General features: G+C 73.8%; 14 protein-coding genes and 1 pseudogene. 8 read left to right on the top strand and 7 right to left on the bottom strand.

Annotated features, from left to right (window positions below; all coding sequences use genetic code 11):
* The first annotated feature begins 6 nt into the window (after positions 1-6).
* The 7 genes and pseudogenes from SGLAU_RS06945 to SGLAU_RS35200 all read left to right on the top strand — a co-directional run bounded on the left by SGLAU_RS06945 (position 7) and on the right by SGLAU_RS35200 (position 9,228).
* Positions 7-1,392 (top strand): FAD-binding oxidoreductase, encoded by a 1,386-nt coding sequence (locus SGLAU_RS06945; RefSeq protein WP_043506357.1) that lies wholly within the window; start codon positions 7-9, stop codon positions 1,390-1,392.
* Positions 1,389-3,047: a benzoylformate decarboxylase gene (mdlC, locus tag SGLAU_RS06940; RefSeq protein ID WP_052413651.1), complete on the top strand. Its 1,659-nt coding sequence runs from the start codon at positions 1,389-1,391 to the stop codon at positions 3,045-3,047. Before SGLAU_RS06945 ends, mdlC begins: the two co-directional genes overlap by 4 nt.
* A gap of 93 nt (positions 3,048-3,140) precedes the next feature.
* Positions 3,141-4,241 (top strand): annotated as a pseudogene (locus SGLAU_RS33435) (MFS transporter); the annotation flags it as partial.
* A 288-nt stretch (positions 4,242-4,529) separates the two neighbouring features.
* On the top strand, positions 4,530-5,375 hold the full coding sequence (locus SGLAU_RS06935) for a type 1 glutamine amidotransferase domain-containing protein (RefSeq protein ID WP_043506355.1): 846 nt from the start codon (positions 4,530-4,532) through the stop codon (positions 5,373-5,375).
* A gap of 45 nt (positions 5,376-5,420) precedes the next feature.
* Positions 5,421-7,100, top strand: a complete 1,680-nt coding sequence (locus SGLAU_RS06930) for a thiamine pyrophosphate-binding protein (protein WP_043499299.1) — start codon at positions 5,421-5,423, stop codon at positions 7,098-7,100.
* A 2-nt stretch (positions 7,101-7,102) separates the two neighbouring features.
* On the top strand, positions 7,103-7,729 hold the full coding sequence (locus SGLAU_RS06925) for a DJ-1/PfpI family protein (protein WP_052413650.1): 627 nt from the start codon (positions 7,103-7,105) through the stop codon (positions 7,727-7,729).
* Positions 7,726-9,228 carry a maltokinase N-terminal cap-like domain-containing protein gene (locus SGLAU_RS35200; protein ID WP_159072769.1) on the top strand — a complete coding sequence of 501 codons (1,503 nt, stop codon included), beginning with the start codon at positions 7,726-7,728 and terminating at the stop codon, positions 9,226-9,228. The genes SGLAU_RS06925 and SGLAU_RS35200 overlap by 4 nt, the downstream gene beginning before the upstream one ends.
* Positions 9,229-9,341: 113 nt before the next feature.
* Here SGLAU_RS35200 and SGLAU_RS06915 read toward each other — a convergent pair whose 3' ends face one another.
* The 4 genes from SGLAU_RS06915 to SGLAU_RS06900 all read right to left on the bottom strand — a co-directional run bounded on the left by SGLAU_RS06915 (position 9,342) and on the right by SGLAU_RS06900 (position 15,075).
* On the bottom strand, positions 9,342-10,697 hold the full coding sequence (locus tag SGLAU_RS06915; RefSeq protein WP_043499297.1) for a helix-turn-helix domain-containing protein: 1,356 nt from the start codon (positions 10,695-10,697) through the stop codon (positions 9,342-9,344).
* A 456-nt stretch (positions 10,698-11,153) separates the two neighbouring features.
* A complete protein-coding gene (locus SGLAU_RS06910) occupies positions 11,154-13,229 on the bottom strand; it encodes a dipeptide ABC transporter ATP-binding protein (RefSeq protein WP_412556218.1) in 2,076 nt (691 codons plus the stop codon).
* Positions 13,226-14,095: an ABC transporter permease gene (locus SGLAU_RS34330; RefSeq protein WP_043499294.1), complete on the bottom strand. Its 870-nt coding sequence runs from the start codon at positions 14,093-14,095 to the stop codon at positions 13,226-13,228. Before SGLAU_RS34330 ends, SGLAU_RS06910 begins: the two co-directional genes overlap by 4 nt.
* Positions 14,092-15,075: an ABC transporter permease gene (locus SGLAU_RS06900; protein WP_043499292.1), complete on the bottom strand. Its 984-nt coding sequence runs from the start codon at positions 15,073-15,075 to the stop codon at positions 14,092-14,094. Before SGLAU_RS06900 ends, SGLAU_RS34330 begins: the two co-directional genes overlap by 4 nt.
* Before the next feature lie 137 nt (positions 15,076-15,212).
* Between SGLAU_RS06900 and SGLAU_RS06895 the strand changes: the two genes are divergently transcribed.
* Positions 15,213-16,928 carry an ABC transporter family substrate-binding protein gene (locus SGLAU_RS06895; RefSeq protein ID WP_078957626.1) on the top strand — a complete coding sequence of 572 codons (1,716 nt, stop codon included), beginning with the start codon at positions 15,213-15,215 and terminating at the stop codon, positions 16,926-16,928.
* Here the strand turns inward: SGLAU_RS06895 and SGLAU_RS06890 are convergent.
* Genes SGLAU_RS06890 through glgX form a run of 3 tightly spaced genes read right to left on the bottom strand, consistent with a single transcriptional unit; the run spans position 16,871 to position 22,451 of the window.
* Positions 16,871-18,160: a transposase gene (locus SGLAU_RS06890; RefSeq protein ID WP_244315185.1), complete on the bottom strand. Its 1,290-nt coding sequence runs from the start codon at positions 18,158-18,160 to the stop codon at positions 16,871-16,873. The two genes, SGLAU_RS06895 and SGLAU_RS06890, sit on opposite strands and share 58 nt — an antisense overlap.
* Positions 18,161-18,166: 6 nt before the next feature.
* Positions 18,167-20,314, bottom strand: coding sequence for an AGE family epimerase/isomerase (locus tag SGLAU_RS06885; RefSeq protein WP_043499291.1), 2,148 nt, complete (start codon positions 20,312-20,314; stop codon positions 18,167-18,169).
* Position 20,315: 1 nt separating this feature from the next.
* On the bottom strand, positions 20,316-22,451 hold the full coding sequence (gene glgX, locus SGLAU_RS06880; RefSeq protein WP_244315184.1) for a glycogen debranching protein GlgX: 2,136 nt from the start codon (positions 22,449-22,451) through the stop codon (positions 20,316-20,318).
* Between the last annotated feature and the right edge of the window lie 149 nt (positions 22,452-22,600).

Below are 22,600 nucleotides of genomic sequence, written 5' to 3'. Positions count from 1 at the left end.
GGACCCATGGCACCCTCAACGACCACCCCCGCCTCCGCCGCCGTGCGCGCACTGCGCGCCTCGCTCCGGGGCGGTGTGCTCGCGCCGGGCGACGGCGGCTACGACGCCGCGCGGCGCCTGTGGAACGGCTCGGTCGACGCCCGCCCCGCGGCCGTCGTCCGCCCCGCCGACGAGGCGGACGTGGTCCGGGCGGTCGGCGTCGCCCGGACCCACGGCCTGAGCCTCGCGGTCCGCGGCGGCGGCCACGACTGGGCGGGCCGGAGCACCACGGACGGCGGCCTCGTCGTCGACCTGTCCGCGATGCGCGCCGTCACCGTCGACCCCGGCGCGCGGCTCGCCGTCGCCCAGGGCGGCGCCCGGGCCGGCGACGTCCTCGAAGCCACCCGGCCGTACGGTCTCGCCCCGGTCACCGGCACGGTGAAGGCCGTCGGCCTGGCCGGGGTCACCCTGGCGGGCGGCTACGGCCTGCTGAACGGCCGCTGCGGCCTCGCCCTGGACAACCTGGTCGCCGCCCGCGTGGTGCTCGCCGACGGCCGCGCCGTCACCGCCGACGCCGGCCGGCACCCCGACCTGTACTGGGCGCTGCGCGGCGGCGGCGGCAACTTCGGCGTCGTCACCGAGCTGCACTGCCGGCTGCACCCGATCGGCACCGTCCTCGCCGGGATGCTCCTCTACCCGCTCGACCGGGCCTCCGCCGTGCTGCGCGGATACCGGGACCTGATCGCGGACGCCGAGGACGAACTCACCGTGATGACGGGCTTCTTCGGCGGCCCCGACGGCCGGCCGCTGCTCTTCCTGCTGCCGGTGTGGTCCGGCGGCATCGACCGCTGCCGCGACGTCGTCGACCGCTTCGACCGGCTGGGCACCCCGCTGGCCGGGCGGGTCTGCCCGCACGAGTACGCCGAGGTGCTCGGCATGTTCGACCAGTCCGTCGTCGACGGGCGGCACAACGAGGTGCGCACCCAGTGGCTGCCGGAGTTCACCGACCGGTCCCTCGACCTGCTGGCCGACGCGGCGGCCGGCGCGACCTCGCCGTACTCGGGCATGTACGTGCACCACTTCCACGGCGCGGCGGGGCGGGTGCCCGTGCCGGACACCGCCTTCGCGCTGCGCCGCGACCACCTGCTCGTCGAGATCGCCGCGGCCTGGGAGCCCGCCGACGAGGCGGGGCCGCACCGGCGCTGGGCGCGCGAGGTGTCCGCCGCGTTCGCCCGGCACGCGCTGCCCGGCGGCTACCCCAACCTGCTCGGCCCGGAGGAGTACCAGCGCGCCATCGCCGCGTTCGGCCCGAACACCGGCCGGCTGCTGAGGGTCAAGGAACGCTACGACCCCGATCACCTCTTCAGCGCGGTGGCGGCGCTCGAACCGACCGAAACGACCCCAGGAGCATGATCACCATGACCGAAGAGGCGAGCACCCCGACCGTGCGGGACGCCACGCTCGACGTACTGCGCCGGCTGGGCATGACGACCGTCTTCAGCAACCCCAGCCACACCGAGATGAAACTGTTCGAGTACTGGCCCGAGGACGAGTTCCGGTTCGTCATGGGACTCCAGGAGGCCGCCGTCGTCGGCATGGCCGACGGCTACGCCCAGGCCACCGGCGAGCCCGCGCTGGTCCTCATCAACGGCGGCCCCGGCCTCGGCAACGCCATGGGCAGCGTCTACACCGCCGCCGCGGCCAAGACCCCCATGGTCATCCTCGGCGGCCAGCAGGCCCGCAAGATGCTGCTCGGCGACCCGTTCCTGGTCGCCAAGGACGCCACCCAGCTGCCCAAGCCGTACATCAAGTGGGCCGGCGAGCCCGGCCGGCCGCAGGACGTGCCGGCCCTGATCGCCCAGGCCTACCAGATCGCCAAGCAGGCCCCGCAGGGCCCGGTGTTCGTGGCCGTGCCCGAGGACGACTGGGTCCGCCCCGCCGACCCGGAGCCGGTGCGCATACCCGAGGTGCGGGCCGCCGTCGTCCCCGACCCGCGGGCGCTGGAGCGGATCGCCGAGGCGCTGAACGGCGCCGAACGGCCCGGCATCGTCGCGGGCGGACCGGTCGACGCGCAGGGCGCCCGCGGCGACCTGATCGCGCTGGCCGAGAAGCTGAACGCGCGGGTGTGGGGCGCGCCGGTGTGGGCGCGCGGCGCCTTCCCGGAGAACCACCCGCTGTTCGCCGGGGTCCTGCCGCCCATCCCCGAGCTGATCAACGAACGGCTCGGCGCCCAGCACGACGTGGTCGTCGTCCTCGGCGGCCCGGCGTTCACCCTGTTCACCGCGTGGGACCTGTTCTCCACCGCACCCGCCGACCTGGACCGCACCCCCCGGCCGACGCTCACCTCCGGCGTGCGGTTCCTGCACGTCACCGACAGCCCCCAGGACGCCGCGGCCACCCTGGCCGACGAGAGCTTCGTGGCGCCGCCCGGCGCGGTCGTCAGGGGCCTGGTGGAGCTGGTCGAGCAGCGCGAGCGGGTGGCGCTGACGCCGGTGCGCGAGCCGGTGCCGGTGCCGGAGCCGTCGACCCCGCTCACCCAGGCGTACCTGTTCCAGGTGCTGTCCGAGGTGCTCCCGGAGGACGCCGCGCTGTTCGAGGAACTGCCGATCGCCCGCGCCGACTTCCACGAGCAGATCCCGCTCGGCCCGGACAACGGCTACTTCGCCACCGCCAGCGGCGCCCTCGGCTTCCCGTTCGCGGGCGCCGTCGGCTACGCGCTGGCCCGACCGGACCGCCGCGCGGTCGTGGTGGTCGGCGAGGGCTCCGCCCAGTACACGCTGCACGCCCTGTGGACCGCCGCCCAGCACAACCTGCCGGTGACGTTCGTCATCCCCGACAACTCCGGCTACCTGTCCCTGAAGTACTACCTCCAGGACCAGAAGGCGTGGCAGAAGGGCTGGGACCTGAGCGGGGTCGACATGGCCCAGCTCGCCCGCGGCTTCGGGGTGCGCGGCGAGCGCGTCGAGAGCCCCGACGGCCTGCGCGAGACGCTGCACGGCGCGCTCACGGCCGACGGCCCCGTCCTCGTGGACGTCGTCGTCGCCGACCCGGGCCTGTTCCGCCTCTGACCGCCCCGTCGCGCCACCGGACGCCCCCCGCCGAGCGGGGGGCGTCCTTTCGTCCCCCGGCTCCACTCCCGACCTCTCCGAGGGGTGTTCGCCATGCCCCGGAACCAGCGGTACGACGTCCGCCCGCCCCAGGCACCGCCGGTCCCGGGCCCGGCACCCGGCGCGCGCGGCACCGACCGATGTCCCGGCGGCCTGCGCTGGGCGGCGGCGCTCGCCAACGCCGACTGGCACGTCACCGCGCCGCTGCTGGTGTCGCTCGCCGCGGCCCTGGGCACCGGCGTCCACACCGTCACGGCGGCCCTCGGCGCGTACGCGCTCGGCCACGGGCTCGCGCTGCCGCTGTGGGGGCGCGCGGCCGACCGGTACGGTCCCGGCCGTGTCCTGCGCACCGGCCTCGGGCTGGCCGCGCTGGGCTCCGCGGCCTGCGCGCTGTGCGCCTCCGGCTCCGGCTGGCTCGTCCTGCGCGCGGCCACGGGCGCGGCGTTCGCCGCGGTGACCCCGGCGGTGGCGCTGTACTGCCACGAGAGCGGCGGCACCGCACCCGCGAGACAGCGCAGGTTCGCCGACGTCCTCGCCGTCTCCGCGGCCGCCGCCGTCCTGGCACCCCTCGGCGCGGCCCTGCTCGCCCACGCCGCCTCCTGGCGGCTGGTCTTCCTCACCCTCGCCCTCCTCACCGCGGCGGCCGCCGCCCGCGCCACCGCCCTGCCCTCCACCCCGCCCCCACCGGGCCGGCCGGCCCGGCCCGCCGGGGTCCGCCCGCCGCCGTCCGCCCGTCCCCTCCTGGTGCTCCTGGTGCTCCTGGGCCTGGGCGCCGCCGAGGGTGCCGTACTGCTCGCGCTGCCCGCCCTGCTGGTGCCCGCGCTCGCCGCGCACGGCGGGGGCGACGGGACCGGGGGGACGGCGGTCGCCATGGCGTACGGGGCCGCCGTGCTGGCCGGCGGGACGCTGCTGCGGCGCAGCGGGATCCGGTGGCCCCCGGCCCGGCTGGTCGCGGTGGGCGGGCTGCTCGGCGTCGCCGCGGCGCTCACGGGCGCCGCGCGGGTCACCCCGGCCGCGCTCACCGGCGTGGCGGTGCTCCTCGGCCTGTCCTGGACGCTGCTGCACACCACCCTGCAGACCTGGCTGCCCCGGCTGCTCCCGGCGCACCGGCGGGCCACCGCCGCCTCGCTGCCGGCCACCGCGGGCGTGCTGGCGGGCGGCCTGGCCGTGGAGCTGGCGGCCCCGCAGCTGCGGGCGGGCCGCACGGCCGGGGTGTTCCTCGTCGCGGCCGCGCTCTGCGCCCTGCTGACGGCCGCGGGCGCCGTGCTGGCCCGCCGCTGGACGACGCGGCACGTCGTCCCGCGAGTTGCCGTAGTGCCGTCTGCCACTTCGGTATGTGCGCCGTCGGCGGGCAAGGTGTCTGGTACCGGCCAAACCCGGAAAACTAGACATGGGTTCGTCAGTTCGCGTGTCCGCATCGACCGCCGAACGAGAGGAACCCCCATGAGCAGGCGCATCCTCGTCGTCCTGTCCGAGTACGGCTACTGGGGCGAGGAACTGATCGGCCCCCTGGAGACCTTCGACAAGGCGGGCTACCACGTCACCTTCGCCACCCCGACCGGCAAGCGGCCCGTGGCACTGCCCCCCAGCATGGACCCCGACTACATCGACCCGCCGCTCGGGCGTTCCGTCACGACGCCCGAGATGGCGGCCAAGGTGAAGGCCGTCGAGGCCTCCGACCGCCTGGACCACCCGCTGGACCTGTCGTCCTGGCTGCCCGACCGCCCGTACCGCTCCAAGCCGTACTTCCTGCGCGACTGGGAGGCGTACAACACCCGCCTGGAGAAGGTGCAGGAGCAGATCGCCGACCGCTACGACGCGCTGCTCATCGTCGGCGGCAGCGGCCCCATCGTGGACCTGGCCAACAACTGGCGGGTGCACGACCTGATCCTCGCCTTCTACGCCCTGGACCGGCCGATCGCCGCCGAGTGCTACGGCGTCACCTGCCTCGCCTTCGCCCGCGACCAGGAGGACCGGCAGAGCATCATCCGCGGCAAGCACGTCACCGGGCACTGCATCGAGTACGACTACCTGGACGGCACCGGCTTCGTCGGCACCGACTTCAACATGGGCCCGCCGCCGTACCCGCTGGAGTACATCCTGCGCGACGCCACCGCCCCCGGCGGCGCGTACCACGGCAACTTCGGCAAGACCACCTCGGTGATCGTCGATTACCCGTTCATCACCGGCCGGTCCACCCCGGACTCCTACCTGACCGGCCAGAAGACGGTCGAGGTCCTGGAGAACGGGCTGCGGCAGTGGGGCTTCAAGGCGCAGCCGAAGGACTGACCGCGCCGCCGCGCACACCGACCGGACGACGAGAGGCGTGAGGACATGGACAGCAGGCCGGCCCGGGCAGCGTTCCTGGAGCAGTTGGCGGCCGACGGCGTCACCCATATGTTCGGCAACCCCGGCACGGTGGAGCAGGGCTTCCTCGACGAGCTGCGCCACTTCCCCGGCATCGAGTACGTGCTGACCCTTCAGGAGTCCGTGGCCGTCGGCATGGCGGACGGCTACGCGCGGGCCACCCGCCGTCCGGCCGTCGTCCAGCTGCACTCCGGGGTCGGACTCGGCAACGGCATCGGCATGCTCTACCAGGCCATGCGCGGCCACGCCCCGCTCGTCGTGGTGGCCGGCGAGGCCGGACTGCGCTACGAGGGGCTGGAGGCGCAGATGCACGCCGACCTCGTCGGCATGGCGAAGCCGGTCACCAAGTGGGCCACCCGCGTGGTCGACCCCGGCTCCACGCTCCGGGTGCTGCGCCGCGCCTTCAAGGTGGCCGGCACCCCGCCGTACGGGCCGGTGCTGGTGGTGCTGCCCGCCGACGTGCTGGACCGGCCCACCAGCGAGGAGGCGGTGCCGGTGTCGTACCCCGACACCGCCTCCGCTCCGGACCCGGCGGCCCTGGAGCGGGCCGCGGGGCTGCTGGCCGGCGCCCGGCGGCCGATCGTGATCGCCGGGGACGGCGTCCACTTCTCGGGGGCCCAGCCGGAGCTGGCCCGGCTGGCCGAGGTCTGGGGCGCCGACGTGTGGGGGGCGGACTGGGCCGAGGTCAACCTGTCCGCCGAGCACCCCGCGTACGCCGGCCAGCTCGGCCACATGTTCGGCGAGAACAGCCGCCGGGTCACGGGCGCCGCGGACGCCGTGCTGCTGTGCGGCACGTACGCGCTTCCCGAGGTCTTCCCGGCCCTGGAGGGCGTGTTCGGGGAGGGTGTCCCGGTGGTCCACATCGACCTGGACACCGACGCCATCGCCAAGAACTTCCCGGTGGACGTCGGCCTGGCCGCCGATCCCAGGCGCTCCCTGGGCCTGCTCGCGGAGCTGCTCGCCGAGCGGATGGGCGAGGCCGGCCGGGAGGCGGCGGCCCGGCGGCTGCGCGAGGCGGCCACGGCACGCGCCCGCGCCCGGGCGGCCGAGGCCCGGCGCGCCCAGGAGGCGGCGGCCGCGCAGGACCTGCCGCACCTCGCCTTCGCCGAGGAACTGGCCCGTGCGCTGCCCGCGGACGCGGTGCTGTTCGACGAGGCGCTGACCGCCTCACCGGACCTGTTCCGGCCGCTGCCGCCGACCCAGCCCGGCCACTGGCACCAGACCCGCGGCGGCTCCCTCGGCGTCGGCATCCCCGGCGCGCTGGGCGCGCAGCTCGCCCACCCGGAGCGCACGGTGGTCGGCTTCACCGGTGACGGCGGCAGCATGTACACCGTGCAGGCGCTGTGGACGGCGGCGCGGCACGGCATCGGGGCCAAGTTCGTGATCTGCAACAACGGGAGCTACAAGCTCTTGGAGGACAACATCGAGCAGTACTGGCGGGAACAGGGCATCCCCGCGCACGACCATCCGGAGATCTTCGATCTCTCCCGGCCCGCCATCGACTTCGTCGCCTTGTCGGCGTCGCTGGGCGTGCCGGCGCTGCGCGTGGAGAAACCGGGCGGGGCGGCCCCGGCGGTCGCCGAGATGCTGGCCCACCCGGGCCCGTTCCTGATCGACCTGGTGACCGGACGGGGGAAGGGACGGTAACCGTGCGACTGACGGGGCACAAGATCGCCGTACTGATGGAGAGCGACTTCTACGAACCTGAGATCCTTTACTACCGGCACCGCTTTCCCGAAGAGGGTGCGGAGATCCACTTCCTGTCCCGGCTGTGGGGGGAGCCCCGGCAGACGTTCACCGGTCACGAGCACCGGATGCCCTTCACGGTCACCGAGTCCTTCGAGGACGTCGACGAGTTCGCGCTGAAGGAGTTCAGCGCGGTCATCGTGCCGTCGGGCATGGTCGCCGACCGGCTCCGCTACACGGAGGACCCGCGGCGGCTGCCGCCCGCCGCGCTGTTCCTGCGCCGGGCGTTCGCCGACCCGGCCATCGTCAAGGGCATCATCTGCCACGGCATGTGGCTGGCCGCCCCGGTCGCGGGCATGGTCCGCGACCGGCGCGCCGTGGTCCACAACAACCTGCTCGGCGACCTGCGCAACATGGGCGGGGTCTACGTCGACGAGGACGTGGTCGTCGACGAGGACCTGGTGACCGCCCGCACCGGCGACCACTGCCATCTGTTCGCCCGGCGGATCATCGACCTGCTCGCCGCCCGGCCGCATGGCGCGCCCGCCCTGCGCGGAAACGATTCACCCGCCGTGGCGGCGTCACGATGAGCCCCGCCGCCCACCACGGGGCCGCGGTCGGCGGTGCGCGCCGGCCGGCGCGCACCGCCCCGCTCGCCGCGGAGCCGGGACACCGCCGCGCCGAGACGCTGCTCCGCCCGCTGCTGCCCGTCCTCACCCCCTGGCTGGCGACCCGCCGCTGGTACCAGGGGACCACCATGACCGCCCTGCGTCCCGCCGGGATCACGGTCATCGGCGGCGAGGGCCGGCCCGACCTCCTCGTCGCCGTCGTCGAGACCGGCTCCGGCACCGCCTACCAGCTGCTGCTCGGCATGCGCAGCGAACTGCCCCGGCGCCTGGAGCCCGCCGCCATCGGCACGGTGCCCTACGGGCCGTGGGCCGGACAGCGGCTCTACGACGCGGTGGCCGACCCGGCGCTGATGGGCGCCCTGCTGCGGGCCCTCGCCGGCCGCCGGGCCGGGCCGCTGCGCCTGGACCCGGCCGGCCGCCACCCGCTCCCGGTGGGCCTGGTCCCGCGCCCGCTCGCCGTCGACCAGAGCAACAGCGCGGTGGTGTACGGCGACCGGCTGCTGCTCAAGCTGTACCGGCGCCCCGAACCCGGCCCGCACCCCGAGGTCGAGGCGCTGCGCGCGCTCACCGACCAGGACTGCCCGCGCACCCCGCGGCTGCACGGCTCGCTGCACCTGGACGGGCTCACCCTCGGCCTGGTCGAGGAGTTCCTGCCCGGTGCCGAGGACGGCTGGCAGCGCGCGGTCGCCCACGCCCGGGACCACCTCACCACCGCCGCGGACCCCGACCCCGGCCCCGGCCCGGCCGTCGGGTTCGCCGCGGACGCCCAGGCGCTCGGCCGGGCCGTCGCCGAGACGCACGGCGCGCTCGCCCGGGCCTTCCCGCGCACACGGCTGAGCGCCGAGGACATCGCCGCGGACGCGGCCCGGATGAAGCGCCGGCTCACCGCCGCGGTGGCGGAGGTCCCGCAACTCGCCCGGCACCGCTCCCGGCTCGCCGCCCTCTTCGACGAGTACGGCAGGCTGGGCGCCCGGGGCTGCCCCGTCCTCGCCCAGCGCACCCACGGCGACCTCCACCTCGGACAGGCCCTGTACACCGGCGGCGACTGGCACCTGGTCGACTTCGAGGGGGAGCCGGCCACGCCCGCCGCCGAACGCGCCCTGCCGCAGCCGGTGCTGCGCGATGTGGCGGGCATGCTGCGCTCCTTCGACTACGCGGCCCGGGCCGCCCTGCTCCCGGCCGGCCCGCACCACGAGCCGGCCGACCCGGGCACCGGCCCCGGCCGCCGGCTCAGCCGGCTGCGCCGGGCCGGCGCCTGGGCGCAGCGCAACCGCCGTGCCTTCTGCGCCGGTTACGCCGACGGCGGCGGCGAGGACCCGGCCTGCCGGGCCGCCCAGCTGACCGCCTTCGAGGCCGACCGGGCGGTGTACGAGGCCGTGTACGAGGCGCGGCACCGGCCGCACTGGCTGCCGGTGCCGCTCGCCGCGGTGCACCGGCTGGCGGGGGGCCGGGCGCGCTGATGACGACCGACGGGGGAGGGGGGCCCGGCGCGCCCGGACACCGGGCCGGACCGGGGGGTGTCCGCGAAGTCGCGCCGCCCGCCCGGAGGCGGGCGGGACTTCGCGGACACGTCCTAGCCCTGGTGCTGCCGGGCCAAGGACCGCGCCGGGTCGTAGGACATCGGCATTCCGGAGGCCACCAGGGCCTGGTCGTACGCCTCCAGCGCCTCCTTGGCGCGGCCGTGGCGCTTCCACACGTCTCCGAGGTGGCGCCACTCGTGCGCCGTCTCGTACGACGGGGTGAAGTGCCGCAGCTGCCGGGTGGCCGCGTGCAGCGACTGGAGGCCCTCCTCCGTCTCGCCGCGCAGCAGGTGGAGTTCGGCGAGCCTGACCCGGGCCGCCACGGCCTCGAGCCGGGGCCCGGAGCTGAGCAGTCCGAGAGCCCGGCGGGCGTGCACGGCGGCGTCGTCCCACTGGCCGAGCTGGGTGTGCGCGTCGGTCAGGGAGATCTCGCACTTGGCCTGCTCGACGGCGGTGCCGACCTCCGCGAGGCTCTGCCCGGCGTCCTCCAGCAGCTGCTTGGCGCGGGCCGGGTCGGGGTGGTCGGACATCAGCTCCAGCCAGGCGACGTTCAGCTTCAGCATCGCCACGTGCCGCAGGTTGTCGTCGTCGGACATCAGCACGAGGGCGCGCTCGGTGAGGGCCAGTGCCTCGCGCAGCTGCCCGCGCGAGAGGGCGACGAGTCCGGCGTTCCAGTACACGGACCCGCGGCCGGCCCGGCTGCCGTGCTGCTCGGCCACCGGAATGAGCTTCTGGGCGAGCAGGTGGGCCCGGGTGAAGTCGCCCCGCAGGTAGTAGGAGGCGATGAGGGTGGCGCCCACCTGGATGTGGTCCACGGTGATGTCCAGGCCGAGCGCGTCCAGCGTGGCCAGGGCGCGCTCGCCGATGTCGATGCTGAGGGCCAGGTCCCCCATGTTGCGGTAGCAGCGGCTGAGCGCGACCGAGGCCCGGCACCACTCGTCCGAGCCGGCGGCCAGCGCCGGTTCCTTGAGCAGTTCCTCCAGGACCGGGATCGCGGCCTCGATGCGGTCCAGCTTCTCCAGCGCCCCCGCCTGGCCCATGCGGGCGCGCAGCAGCGCCGGCGGATCGAGCAGGTCGGGCTTGGCGAGAAGCTCGCCGAAGGACTGGAGCGCCGCTCCGTTGTCCCCGTTGCGCAGCGCCATTTCCGCGAAGGCGAGCTTCAGCCGGGCGTCTTCCAGGGCGTGATCGTCGTGCCCGGTCTTCAGGTGGTCCGGAGAACAGCCGAGTTTCCTGGCAAGGGTGGCGAGTACCGCGTCCGAGGGCGCCCTTTTGCCTGATTCGATGAGCGAGATGTAGCTCGCGGAGATATCGCTGGACGCGAGGTCCTGCTGCTTCAGGCCACGTTTGACGCGAAGGTCCCGGATGCGCTTGCCCACGTGGATCGGAGATGCGCTTGCGACATGATCCATATGGCTTCCCGGTGTGAGCGCATGACTTGAGATGTCATAGATCACGATACCAGCATGACTGGTCCACGCCAACGGGTTCGTGCATCTTTGCGCGCCCGCTGACAGGAAATCCACCGTTTCTCCTGTTCGGCATATGCCATGACGGGAAAGGGAAATTCCTGTTCCATCGAATTATATTTTGCCGCCTAAAACTTGACTTGGGCTGTCGTGTCGCATGACTATATATGTCAGGAAGGTCATTCCTATGGTGAGGGGGAAAAGGTGACACCTAAGTCGCTCATAATTCTCGTGGCGACGCTTTTCATCGCCGGCCTCGCGTGCGGGGGGTTCTACGTCGCAGCAGGTGGCGCGAAGCACGACATCGTCCGTCCCGTGACCGAAGGCATCTCGGGCGGCACCGGCTGCTGCTGACCGGAGAATGGGCGCGCCGTCCGCCGGCCACCGAACCGCGGCGGCTCACCGCCGCTCCGTGAGCCCGGCGGGAAAATGACAGGCGATCCAGCGCCCACGGCCCGCGGAAATGTCCGGCACCCCCGGGACCTCCCGCTCGCAGCGCACCCGCTGCCCGCCCTCCAGCCGTGTGAACACCGGGCAACCTGTCCGGAACCGGCACCCCGCCGCGCCCTCGCCGACCGCGAGCGGGCCGCCCCGCGGGACCGAGGGCTCCACCGGGGCCGCGACCGCCGCCGGATCCGGGACCGGGACCGCCGCCAGCAACGCCCGGGTGTACGGATGGCCCGGCCGCTCGAACACCTCCCGCACCCCGCCGGTCTCGACCACGCGACCGGAGTGCAGGACCGCGACCCGGTCCGCGATGTGCCGCACCGCCCCCAGGTCGTGGGAGACGAACAGACACGCGGGGCCGGGATCCTCCCGCAGCCTGCGCAGCAGGTCGAGGATCCCGGCCCGCACCGACACGTCCAGCGCGGACACCGGTTCGTCGAGCAGCAGCAGCCGCGGCTCGACGGCCAGCGCGCGGGCCAGCGCGATCCGCTGCCGCTGCCCGCCGGAGAAGCGGTGCGGGTAGGCGGACGCGTCCTCGGGCCGCAGGCCGACCAGGCGCAGCACCTCCGCCACCCGCGCGGCCACCCGGTCCGCCGGCCACCGCTGCACCAGCAGCGGCTCGGCGACGATGTCACCGACCGGCAGCCGCGGATCGAGGCTCGACATCGGGTCCTGCGGCACGTACTGCACCGCGGCCCGCATCCGGCGCGCCTCGCCGCGGGAGAGCGTCGCGACGTCGCGGCCCAGGACCTCGATCCTCCCGTGCCGGGGCGCCGCCAGGGCCATCACCTCCAGCAGCGTGGTGGACTTCCCGGCCGCGGACTCCCCGACCAGGGCCAGCGTCTCCCCGCTCCCGATCTCCAGGTCGACGCGCTCCACCGCGCGCACCTCCCGCGCCCCGCCCCGCCGCCACCCGGCGGCCCGGGGCGCCGGGAACGACCTGGCGAGGCCGGTGACCCGGAGCACGGGCTCCCGCCCGGCGTCCCGCGCCCCGGGCGCCGGGCGGGGCGGCGCCGGGGGGAACAGCTCCACGGCCGTACGCCGCTCGGCCTCGCCGCCGCGGCGGCAGGCGGCCACGTGCCCGTCCTCCCCGGTGAGTTCCGGCTCGGCGACCCCGCACTGCGCCTCGGCCAGCGGGCAGCGCGGCACGAACGCGCACCCGGGACCCGCCTGTCCGGGGACCGGGGGAGCGCCCGGCATCGGGGTGGGCGGCACCTCCGAGTCGATCCGGGGCACCGAGCCGATCAGCCCCTTGGTGTACGGCATCCGGGGCCGCGCGAACAGGGCGCCGGCCGGGCCGCTCTCCACGATCCGCCCGCCGTACATCACCGCGACCCGGTCCGCCGCCCCGGCCACCACCCCCAGGTCGTGGCTCACCAGCAGCAGCGCCGCCCCCGTCGCCCGCCGCGCGGTCACCAGCGCGGCCAGCACCTGCCGCTGCACGGTGACGTCCAGGCAACTGGTCGGTTCGTCCGCGACGATGACGTCCGGCCGGTTGGCCATCGCCATGGCGATCATCGCCCGCTGCCGGGTGCCGCCCGAGAGCTGGTGCGGATAGGCGTCGGCGACCCGCTCCGGCTCCCTCACCCCGACCGCGTCCAGCAGACCGGCCGCCGCCCGCCGCGCCGCCGCCCGGCCGGGACGCGGGCGCCGGTGGATGCGCAGTGCCTCACCGATCTGGTCCCCGACCCGCTGCACCGGGGTGAACGCCGTCAGCGCGTCCTGGAACACCATCGCGATCCGCCGGCCCCGCAGCGCCGCCAGCTCCCGCGCCGGCAGCCCGGCCAGCTCCCGCCCCAGCAGCCGCACCGAGCCGCCCATCCGCAGCCCCGGCGGGCAGAGCCCGAGCAGCGCCAGCGCGGTGAGGCTCTTGCCCGCGCCCGACTCGCCCACCAGCGCCAGCACTTCGCCCCGCCGCAGCTCCAGGTCCACGCCGCGCACCAGCGGCAGTGCCGGGCGTCGCCGGTCCCCGGGCCGCTCGATCCGCAGCCCCCGGGCGGTGAGCAGCACCTCCCCGGCGCCGCTCACGGTGCGCCCCGTACGGCCGCGGCCGCCGTCACCGGGTCGAGCGCCCGGCGCAGCGCGTCGCCGATCAGGTGGAACGCCAGGATCAGCAGCACCAGCAGCCCGGCCGGGACGTAGAACATCCAGGGGTAGGTGGTCGGCACGTCCGAGGCGTCGGCGATCAGCGTGCCCAGGGAGACGTCCGGCGGCTGCGCCCCGAAGCCGAAGTACGCCAGCCCGGTCTCGCTGATCACGGCCCCGGCGACCGTCACCGTCGCATCCGTGACCAGGAAGGACGCCAGGTGCGGGAGGATGTGCCGCCGGATCACCACCAGGGGGGCGACCCCCATGTACCGCGCGACGACGACGAACTGACGCTCCCTCAGCGACCGGGTCAGGGCCCGTACCGCCCGCGCCGTGATCATCCAGCCGAAGGCCGCGATCAGCCCGGCGTACGCGAGCCACCCCGCCGCGCGCAGCCGGGGCGCGACGGCCGCCAGGACCAGGAACGCCGGCACCACCAGCAGGAGGTCGACGCAGAACGTCAGCACCCGGTCGGTCCAGCCCCCGAAGTAGCCGGCGCACACCCCGACGGCCGCCGCGAGCACCGTCGACACGGCCGCCGCCAGCGTCCCCACCAGCAGCGACTTCTGCAGGCCCCGGGCGCTCTGGACGAACACGTCCTGGCCGATCCGGTTGGTGCCGAGCCAGTGCCGCGCGCCGGGCGGGCTGTGCAGCGCCCGGTAGTCGATGTCGGCGTACCCCCAGCCCGCCAGCGGCGGACCCGCGTACGCGAAGAGGAACAGGCCGAGCAGCAGCGCCGTGCCGGCCACCGCGCCCGGCGAGCGCACCAGCCGCCGCCGTACGTCCTTCCCCCGTGCCGGGCTCATCTCCGCCGCACCCTCGGATCGAGCGCGCGGTGCAGCGCGTCGCCCAGCAGCCCGGCCAGCAGCACCAGCGCGGCGGCGAACACCTCGACGGCGACGGCCGCGTGCACATCACCGGTGTGCACCGCGTCGACGAACCAGCTGCCCAGTCCGTGCCAGCCGAAGACCTGCTCGGTGAACACCGCGCCCGTGAACAGGGCGAGGAAGCCGAACGAGAAGACGGTGGTCAGCGGGATCAGCGAGATCCGCAGCCCGTGCCGCAGCAGCGCCCGCCCCGGAGTCAGCCCTTTGGCCTGCGCGGTGCGCAGGTGCTCCGCGCCGAGCACGTCCAGGGTCGCCGCCCGCTGGTAGCGGCTGTACAGCGCGATCGCGCCGAGCGCGACGGAGACCGTCGGCAGCGCCAAGTGGACGAGCGCGTCGCGCAGTTGCGTCACCGGACCGCCCTGGAGGCCGGGGGTCCGCTCGCCCGTGTAGCGGATCACGGTCCGGCCCGCGGCGTCGTTGACGGTGAGCGCCCCGGCCTGCAGCAGCAGCCCGAGGACGAAGGGCGGCACGGCCAGCACGGCGAAGGAGAAGACGGTCAGCGCCCGGTCCGGCAGCCGCCCCCGCCGCACGGCCGCCCACACCCCGGCCAGTACCCCGAGGACCGTTCCCGCGACGGTGCCCACCAGCAGCAGCCGCGCGGTGACACCGGCCCGCCGGGCGAACTCCTCGCCCACCGGGGTGCCGTCGAGGGTGCGGCCGAGGTCCCCGTGCAGGGCGCGCCACGACCAGCGGGCGAACCGCTCGGTGACCGGCTGCCGGTCGTCGAGCCCGAGTTCGGCCAGCCGCCGGTCGACGACCGCGGCCGGCGGCCGCGGGGTGCGCTCCTCGAACCAGGCCCGTGGATCGAGGGCGGCGGAGGAAATGAGGTAGCAAAGGAACGTTGAAACGAGAAGTAATAACAGCGCGCGTGTCAGCCGTATTGCCGGCGATGTGGGCATCGGGGGCGTCCGTCTTCATCCGTGTGACAACGCGCCAATGTTAAGCTCCCGGGTCGCTCGCGAAGATGTGTTCGCATTTGTGGCGACCGCGCTGTCGTTCGGTGAAGATGGCTTCACGCCGAGGAGGGGGCAGCGCGATGACGGGGTGGGCGGTCCGCAGCAGATGGTCCGGAGCCGTACTGGTGTTGACCGTCCTGGCCGGTTCGCTGAGCGGCTGCACCGCCGCCTCGAAGCGGGACGGCTCCGGCGACGGCCGGCCCCCCGAGGCCGCCGTCCCGGCGTACGGCCGCACCGACGTCAACCCCCAGCCACCGTCACGGCTCCGCGAGGGCGGCACCCTCACCCTCCCGCTGTACCGCTGGCCCGCCCAGTTCAACGTCCACCACGTCGACGGCGCCAGCGACGAGATGTCGGCCATCTCCGGCATGCTCGAACCCCGGCTGTTCGCCCGGGACGCCAAGGGCGTGCCCCACCCCGACCCCGACTACCTGCGCTCCGCCGCCGTCACCGCCACCACCCCGCGCACCGTCGTCACCTACCGCCTCCACCCCGAGGCCCGCTGGTCCGACGGAACACCCCTCGGCTGGCGCGACTTCGCCGCCCAGTGGCAGGCACTCGGGCGCGGCGACGACCGCTACCGGATCGCCGACCCCAGCGGCTACGAGGACATCGCCTCGGTACGCCCGGGCGCCGACGACCACGAGGTGCGGGTGACCTTCCGGCAGCCGATCGCCGACTGGCAGCGGCTGTTCACCCCGCTGTACCCGGCCGCCGCGTTCGGCACGCCCGGCCGGTTCAACACCGGCTGGCAGGACGGGGCTCCGGTCACCGCCGGCCCCTTCCGGATCGGCCGACGCGACGCCACCGCCCGCACGCTCACCCTCGTGCCCGACCCCGCGTGGTGGGGGACCCGGCCCCGCCTCGACCGCGTCGTCTTCCGCGTCCTCGACCCCACCGCCGCCGTACAGGCCTTCCTCAACCAGGAGATCGACGCGGTCAACGCCGCCGCGGCCGACGTCTACGAGCGGCTCCGCGACGCCCGCGACACCGACATCCGCACCGGCTCCGCCTGGGACCAGATCCAGGTCGTCCTCAACGGGGCGGCCGGGCCGCTGCGCGACCCCGAGGTCCGCCGGGCCGTGCTGCGGGCGATCGACCGCCAGGCCCTCGCGGACGTCGCCGGTGAAGGGCTGCCCGTCGGCGTGCCCCTGCTCGGCAACCACTTCTTCATGACCAACCAGCCCGGCTACGCCGACCACTCCGCCGGGTCCGGCTACGACCCCGAGGAAGCCGCGCGCATCCTCGACCGCCGGGGCTGGCGCCGGGACGGCGAGGACGGGGTGCGCAGCAGGAACGGGCGCCCGCTGCGACTGCGCTTCGTCGTCAGCCAGTCCACCAACCGCCTCGGTCTCGACCTCTCCCAGCTGATCCAGCAGATGCTGCGCCAGGCCGGCTTCGACGTGCGGATCGAGAAGGTCCCGGCCGACGACTACGGGCCCCAGTACCTGAACCGGGGCAACTTCGACCTGGTGATCAGCCGGTACATCGGCCTGTCCTACCCGAGCGACCTGCACGCCTTCTACCGCCCCACCGACGGCGAGCAGGTCTACGCCAACTACGGCAGGATCTCCAGCCCTCGCCTCGACGCCCTGCTCCGCGAGGCCGGCCGCACCCTGGACGCGGGGCGCCGCACCCGGCTCTACAGCCAGGCCGACGCCCTCATCTGGCAGCTCGCCCACGACGTCCTGCTCTACCAGCGCCCGCAGGTGCTCGCCGTCCGCGAGGGCCTCGCCAACTACGGCGTCCCCGGCCTCGGCGACATCGACTTCGGCGCCGTCGGCTGGGAACGGTAGGGCGAGCACAGCGCGTCGTAGCCCAGCGCCACCGAGGCGAGGGTGACGTGGTGGTGCCAGCCGCGGAACGACCGGCCCTCGAAGTCCGCCAGCCCGAAGTCCCGCTGCATCCGGCCCAGGCTCTGCCCGGACAGCGCCCGCAACTGGGCCAGCGGCAGCACGTCCGGGAGATTGCGGGCCGGCAGATTGGTCAGCCAGTAGGCACGCGGGGCCGGCCGGCCGTACGGCCAGTCGGTCACCAGATGACGGGGCCGCTGCGCCGGACGCGACTCGGCCGGCCGCCCGGCCGCACCGGGCGGCTGGGCCTCGGACTGCAGCAGCGCCGGCATGGACAGCACCTGGGACTGCCGCATCCGCGCCGTCGCCCGGTCCTGCCAGGCGATCGGCGTGCGCCCCCGGTGCTGCGCCGCGTGCACGGCCAGCTCCAGCAGCGTGCCGCTGCCCTGCGGGGACCCCGCGCACGGCCGCGGCAGCGTCACCGCGACCGTCGGCGACACCTCGACCAGATAGGCCAGCCCGCGCGCCTCAAGACCGCGCAGCAGCGGCGCCACGTCACCCTCGCCGCGCCAGTCGACCAGCACCGGCAACGGCTCCAGGCACCACTCCTCCAGCATCTCGTCGACCGCTTCGAGGATGTACCGCCAGCGCGGCCGGCTGCGCTCCCCGTCCGGCAGGTGCGCCTGGCGGCGCAGGACCTCGTCGCGGTCCCAGCGCTGCGGCAGCAGCAGCCGCCAGCTCACCGGCACCCCGCCGTGCCGGCCCACCAGCGAGGTGGCCAGCGCGAGCTGGCAGTTGACGGTGCGCTCCATCGACGGCGCGTACTGCCGCGCCACCCCGACCGAGCGGTCGCCGTTCTTGGCGAAGACGACCTCGTCGACGCACCAGGCCTCGGTCGCGAAGGCCTGGTCCAGCTGTCCGGCGAGCCGCCGCCGCACGGGGCCGCACGGCCACGGGCTCTGGTTGACGAACTGCTGGATCTGCTGGACCGCGCGGCGCCCGAGGACCTGTTCGGAGATCCGGGCCGGCGTCTTGCGGCCGGGCACGTCCAGCAGCCCCCGGACGTACACCTCGCCCCAGCGGCGCTGGTCGGAGCGGGCCAGGGTGCCGAAGAGGTCCTGGCAGTAGGCGGAGAAGTCCACCGGTGCGGCCGGGGTCCCGGCCGCCGGCGGTCCGGGCACGGACGCGTCCGCCCCGGCGGCGGTGCGGTACAGGGGAGGCAGGGTGGTCGTCACGTCTTCTCAGTCCTCCTCGCCTTCCAGCAGGAAGGCGTCGGTGGCCAGCAGGGCATCGCGGACCTCGGGCGGCACGGACCCGACGACGACGAAGTCGACGTCCAGACCCGCCTTGGTGCGCTGCACGAGGAGTTCGTTGACGGCGGGCCGGCACATCTCGGTGATCTCACCGAGGTGGAACTCCACCCGCCGCGGACCGGCGGCCATCACCTCGCCGAGCACCCGGCGGAACTTCTCCAGCTCGGTGCCGTCGACCGCGCCGGCGCACCGCACGTGCGCGGTGCCGCCGTCGAACTCGCCGCGGATCCGCAGCCGCATCTGCACCGGCTCCAGCTCCACCCGCACCCGGAGCGGTACGTCGCTCTCCGGAAGCCTGACGGTCAGCTCCTTGGCGTCGAAGTGGTGGTGCGGGCGGCCCTCGACCCACACCCGGGTCAGCTCCACCGAGCCGGCCGGCAGCAGGTCGGGCGCCACCCGCAGCTCCCGGTTCGGCAGATCGCCGGGCCGCGGCCGGAAGTGCAGGGTGAGCGGCTCGTGGCTGATCAGCAGACCGGTGTAGGCGGCGGCCAGGTAGCACAGCTCCAGCGCGTGGTAGCCGGCCATGGAGTGCGAGCCCTTGAACCGCTCGGTGCCCACCAGGTACGGGACCCCGCCGGCCAGCACGTTGAAGTAGACGCCGCCGTCCTGGTGGTCGAGGAAGAAGGCGTTGTAGTACGCCGCCGCCTCCCGCGCCAGCCGCAGCGACTCGGGGTCTTGGCAGGTGCCCGCCAGGATCAGATAGGCGAGGATCGCCTGTTCCTGCTGCCACCAGGCCTTGCGGTCGTGCCAGACCAGCCGGTGGATGCCGCTGTCCGGGTCGGGCCGCCGCTCCACCACGTCGTACCAGCCGCCGCGCTGCTGGTCGCTGCCGACCGGCGGCATGATCTCGCCGATGCGGCGGGCCAGCTCGCCGTACTCCGGTTTGTCGTGCAGCGCCCGGATCCGGGTCAGGTTCCAGGCGATCTTCAGGTTGTGGCCGACCACGGCGCGGTCCTGCTGCCAGCCCCAGGTGCGGTCCGGCGTCCAGTCCTCGTGGAAGCGCTCCTGGACGAACGGGCTGTCCGGCTCGTCCGGGAACTTCGCCACGATGGTGTCCGCGGTCTCCTCCAGCAGCGCCGCGAAGTCCTCACGCCCGGTGGCCAGGTAGGCGTTGATCAGATAGGCCGGCGCGTGGTCGCCGATGGAGTTCCAGTTCTTGCGCGAGCGGTTGCGGCCCAGCGCGTCGTCGCAGGGGCTGAGGTTGATCGGGTCGATGTGCGAGAAGAAGCCCCCGCGCTCCTCATCGCGGAAGTACCGCTGGAAGAGGGCGACCGTGCGGTCGATGTCCTCCAGGATCCGCGGATCGCCGGTGACACGGTACGTCTGGGTGGGGCCGGCCAGCGCGTAGATCTGCTCGTACATCGGGATGGCGTCGAAGTCGTCGCCGAACTCGGAGGCGAAGACCTTGCGCCGCCCGGTCGGGGTGATGTCCATCCCGTGGTACCAGTAGACGATCCCGTCCTGCTTGTCGTCCACGCGCATGTACTGCCGCAGGTACTCGGTGCCGCTCTCGGCCGCGTCCAGGAACCGGTCCTCGCCGGTCAGCAGGTACGCCGTCGACAGGCCGTAGACCAGCCGGGAGATGGTGTCGGTCTCCTGGCGCACGTTGTCCCCGGCGTGCTCGGGCAGGTGGGCGCCGTCGAGGGTGAGGTGGGTGCGGTAGTTGCGCCAGTCGTACTTGCCGTCCGGGAACTGCCCGCGCAGGTAGAAGTCGGCGATCGCGGCGGCCTGCTGCACCCACCACTTGGGGTGCTCGAACACGTAGTGGCCCCGGCTCTCCTCGGGGAAGGTGATCTCCTTCGCCTCGAACCGGTTGCCGCCCGGCCACTCGTAGAAGATGCCGTAGGCGAACAGGAACCGCCCGGAGCCCAGCATGTCCCGGGTCTGGCCGGTGGTGTCACGGTAGGGGTCCCCGAGGTTGCGGACGACCCGGGAGACGACGTTGCGGGCGAGGTGCACGGTGTACTCGCGGCCGTCGGAGGTGCGCAGCCCGAACCGGTGCTCGGTGGGGCTGAAGTAGGTGACGTAGCCGGCGAGGGTGTCGGAGTAGATACGACGGTCGGCGTCTGTACTCATCTCACGTGCCCTTCTCGTCGGGTAAGGCCACGAGCAGCACGACACTGCGGCCGTGGGCGTGGAAGACATGGCCGTCGACGGCCTCCTCGCCGCCCGCCGGGAGCAGGTCGCGCGGCCCGGGGCAGGCCGTGTCCAGGACCCGGTACCAGCGGTGGCCGTCGACGGCCGGCAGCTCGAAGTCCAGGCCCAGGTGGTACATGTTGAGGATCAGATGCAGATCCGGGTCGCCGTCGAAGCCGCCGAAGGTCGCGGCGAGGACCCGGGCGTCGGAGTGCTCCCAGCCGGGGCACTCGAGGCGGGTGCCGTGCCAGGTGACGTCCGGCAGCCCCCGCTCGTTCGGACGGCCGGTGAAGAAGCGGGGCTCGCGGAAGGTGCGGAACCGTTTGCGCAGGCCGATCACGTGTTCCGTGAAGGAGCGGATCTCCGTCTCCTTCTCGGCCTGCCCCCAGTCCAGCCAGGAGGTCTCGTTGTCCTGGCAGTAGGCGTTGTTGTTGCCGTGCTGGGTGTTGCGGAACTCGTCGCCGGCCAGCAGCATCGGGACGCCCCGGCTGAGCATCAGGATCGACAGGAAGTTCTTGATCTGCCGCACCCGCAGCCGCTCGATCTCCTCGGAGTCCGTCGGCCCCTCGACCCCGCAGTTCCAGCTGAAGTTCTCGTGCGCCCCGTCCGCGTCGGCCTCGCCGTTGGCGTGGTTGTGCTTGTGGTCGTAGCTGACCAGGTCGTTGAGGGTGAAGCCGTCGTGGCAGGTCACGAAGTTGATGCTGTTGGTGGGCAGCACCTGTTGCGGGAAGAACAGGTCCGCCGAGCCGCCGAGCCGGGAGGCGATCTCCCCGACCAGTCCGGCGTCCCCGCGCACGAAGCGCCGTACATCGTCCCGGAAGGGCCCGTTCCACTGCGCCCAGCGCTTCCCCGGGAACCGGCCGACCTGGTACAGGCCGCCGCCGTCCCACGGCTCCGCGATGATCTTCGTCTCGGCCAGCACCTGGGACAGCTCGATCGCCCACAGCGACGGCGGCACGGCCATCTCGTAGCCCATCGGCCCCCGGGACATCTCCGAGGCGAGGTCGAACCGGAACCCGTCCACGTGGTGCTCGGTGACCCAGTACTCCAGGCACTCCAGGATGAACTTGGTGACCATCGGATGGTTGGCGTTGACCGCGTTGCCGCACCCGGTGAAGTCCATGTACCGGCTGCGGTCCTGCGGCCACAGGTGGTAGTAGGCCTCGTTCGCCGCGCCGCGGAAGCTGATCGTCGGGCCGTACTCGTTGCCCTCGCTGGTGTGGTTGAAGACCACGTCGAGGATGACCTCGATGCCGGCCTTGTGCAGCGCCTTGACCATGTCCCGGAACTCGGTGATGTGCGCGGCCAGGTGGGGCGCCGAGCAGTATCCGGTGTGCGGGGCGAAGAAGCCGTACGGGTCGTAGCCCCAGTAGTTGCGCAGGGGCGCCCCGTCGGGGCCGTTGCGCAGGATCTGGGTGTCGTCGAAGTCGAAGACCGGCAGCAGTTCCACCGCGGTGATGCCGAGCCGCTTCAGCTCGGGGATCTTCTCCACCACCGCCGAGAAGGTGCCGGGGTGCGCGGTGCGTGAGGTGGGGGAGGCGGTCAGGCCCTTCACGTGCATCTCGTAGATGACCGTCTCGCTCATCGGGATGCGCAGCGGCCGGTCGCCCTCCCAGTCGTAGTCGCCGAGGTCGACGACCAGGCTGCGCATGGAGTGCTCGACGTTGTCCGCGGTGCCGAGGGCCTGGGTGCGGTCCCAGCGGGTGTTGATGTTCGCCCGGGCGTACGGGTCGAGCAGCACCTTGCGGTGGTTGAACCGGGTCCCGGAGTGCGCGGTGTTGCGCGGGCCGTCGATCCGGTACGCGTACACCTGCCCCGGGCCGAGGCCGGCCACGTGGCAGTGCCAGAAGTGGAAGCTGCGGTGCCGCTCCGGGTGCAGCCGGATCACCCGGGACGGCTGGGGCGCGTCACAGCGGTCGAACAGCAGCAGATCGACGCGGGTCGCGTGCTCCGAGAAGATCGAGAAGTTCACGCCGTCGGCGTCGACGGTGGCACCCAGTGGCTGCGGGTGCCCCGGGGTGACTCTCGGCACGGCCCCCGGCCGGTGCTCCGTCATCAGGCTTCCCTGGGTCGTCACAGAGCTTCACCTCTTGTCACCTGGGTTGTCGAGCAGCAGTCGAGTCCCGAACCGGACAGCCCCCGTCGCCCGCCCGGCCTGCCGTTCCACGGGGGCCGACTGCGCCGGAATTAGTCAACAAGCTCTGTAAGGTGCAGTCAAGCGCCTTG

Source organism: Streptomyces glaucescens (assembly GCF_000761215.1).
Lineage (GTDB): Bacteria > Actinomycetota > Actinomycetes > Streptomycetales > Streptomycetaceae > Streptomyces > Streptomyces glaucescens_B.
Note: the sequence above shows the minus strand (reverse complement) of the source record. Positions and strands in the feature narration are given on the sequence as shown.

What these genes read in the sequence shown, in the direction of transcription:
- SGLAU_RS06945 (WP_043506357.1), top strand. Translation starts at nt 7, where the DNA reads ATGGCACCCTCAACGACCACCCCCGCCTCCGCCGCCGTGCGCGCACTG.
- mdlC (WP_052413651.1), top strand. Translation starts at nt 1,389, where the DNA reads ATGATCACCATGACCGAAGAGGCGAGCACCCCGACCGTGCGGGACGCC.
- SGLAU_RS06935 (WP_043506355.1), top strand. Translation starts at nt 4,530, where the DNA reads ATGAGCAGGCGCATCCTCGTCGTCCTGTCCGAGTACGGCTACTGGGGC.
- SGLAU_RS06930 (WP_043499299.1), top strand. Translation starts at nt 5,421, where the DNA reads ATGGACAGCAGGCCGGCCCGGGCAGCGTTCCTGGAGCAGTTGGCGGCC.
- SGLAU_RS35200 (WP_159072769.1), top strand. Translation starts at nt 7,726, where the DNA reads ATGAGCCCCGCCGCCCACCACGGGGCCGCGGTCGGCGGTGCGCGCCGG.
- SGLAU_RS06915 (WP_043499297.1), bottom strand. Translation starts at nt 10,697, where the DNA reads ATGGATCATGTCGCAAGCGCATCTCCGATCCACGTGGGCAAGCGCATC.
- SGLAU_RS34330 (WP_043499294.1), bottom strand. Translation starts at nt 14,095, where the DNA reads ATGAGCCCGGCACGGGGGAAGGACGTACGGCGGCGGCTGGTGCGCTCG.
- SGLAU_RS06900 (WP_043499292.1), bottom strand. Translation starts at nt 15,075, where the DNA reads ATGCCCACATCGCCGGCAATACGGCTGACACGCGCGCTGTTATTACTT.
- SGLAU_RS06895 (WP_078957626.1), top strand. Translation starts at nt 15,213, where the DNA reads ATGACGGGGTGGGCGGTCCGCAGCAGATGGTCCGGAGCCGTACTGGTG.
- SGLAU_RS06885 (WP_043499291.1), bottom strand. Translation starts at nt 20,314, where the DNA reads ATGAGTACAGACGCCGACCGTCGTATCTACTCCGACACCCTCGCCGGC.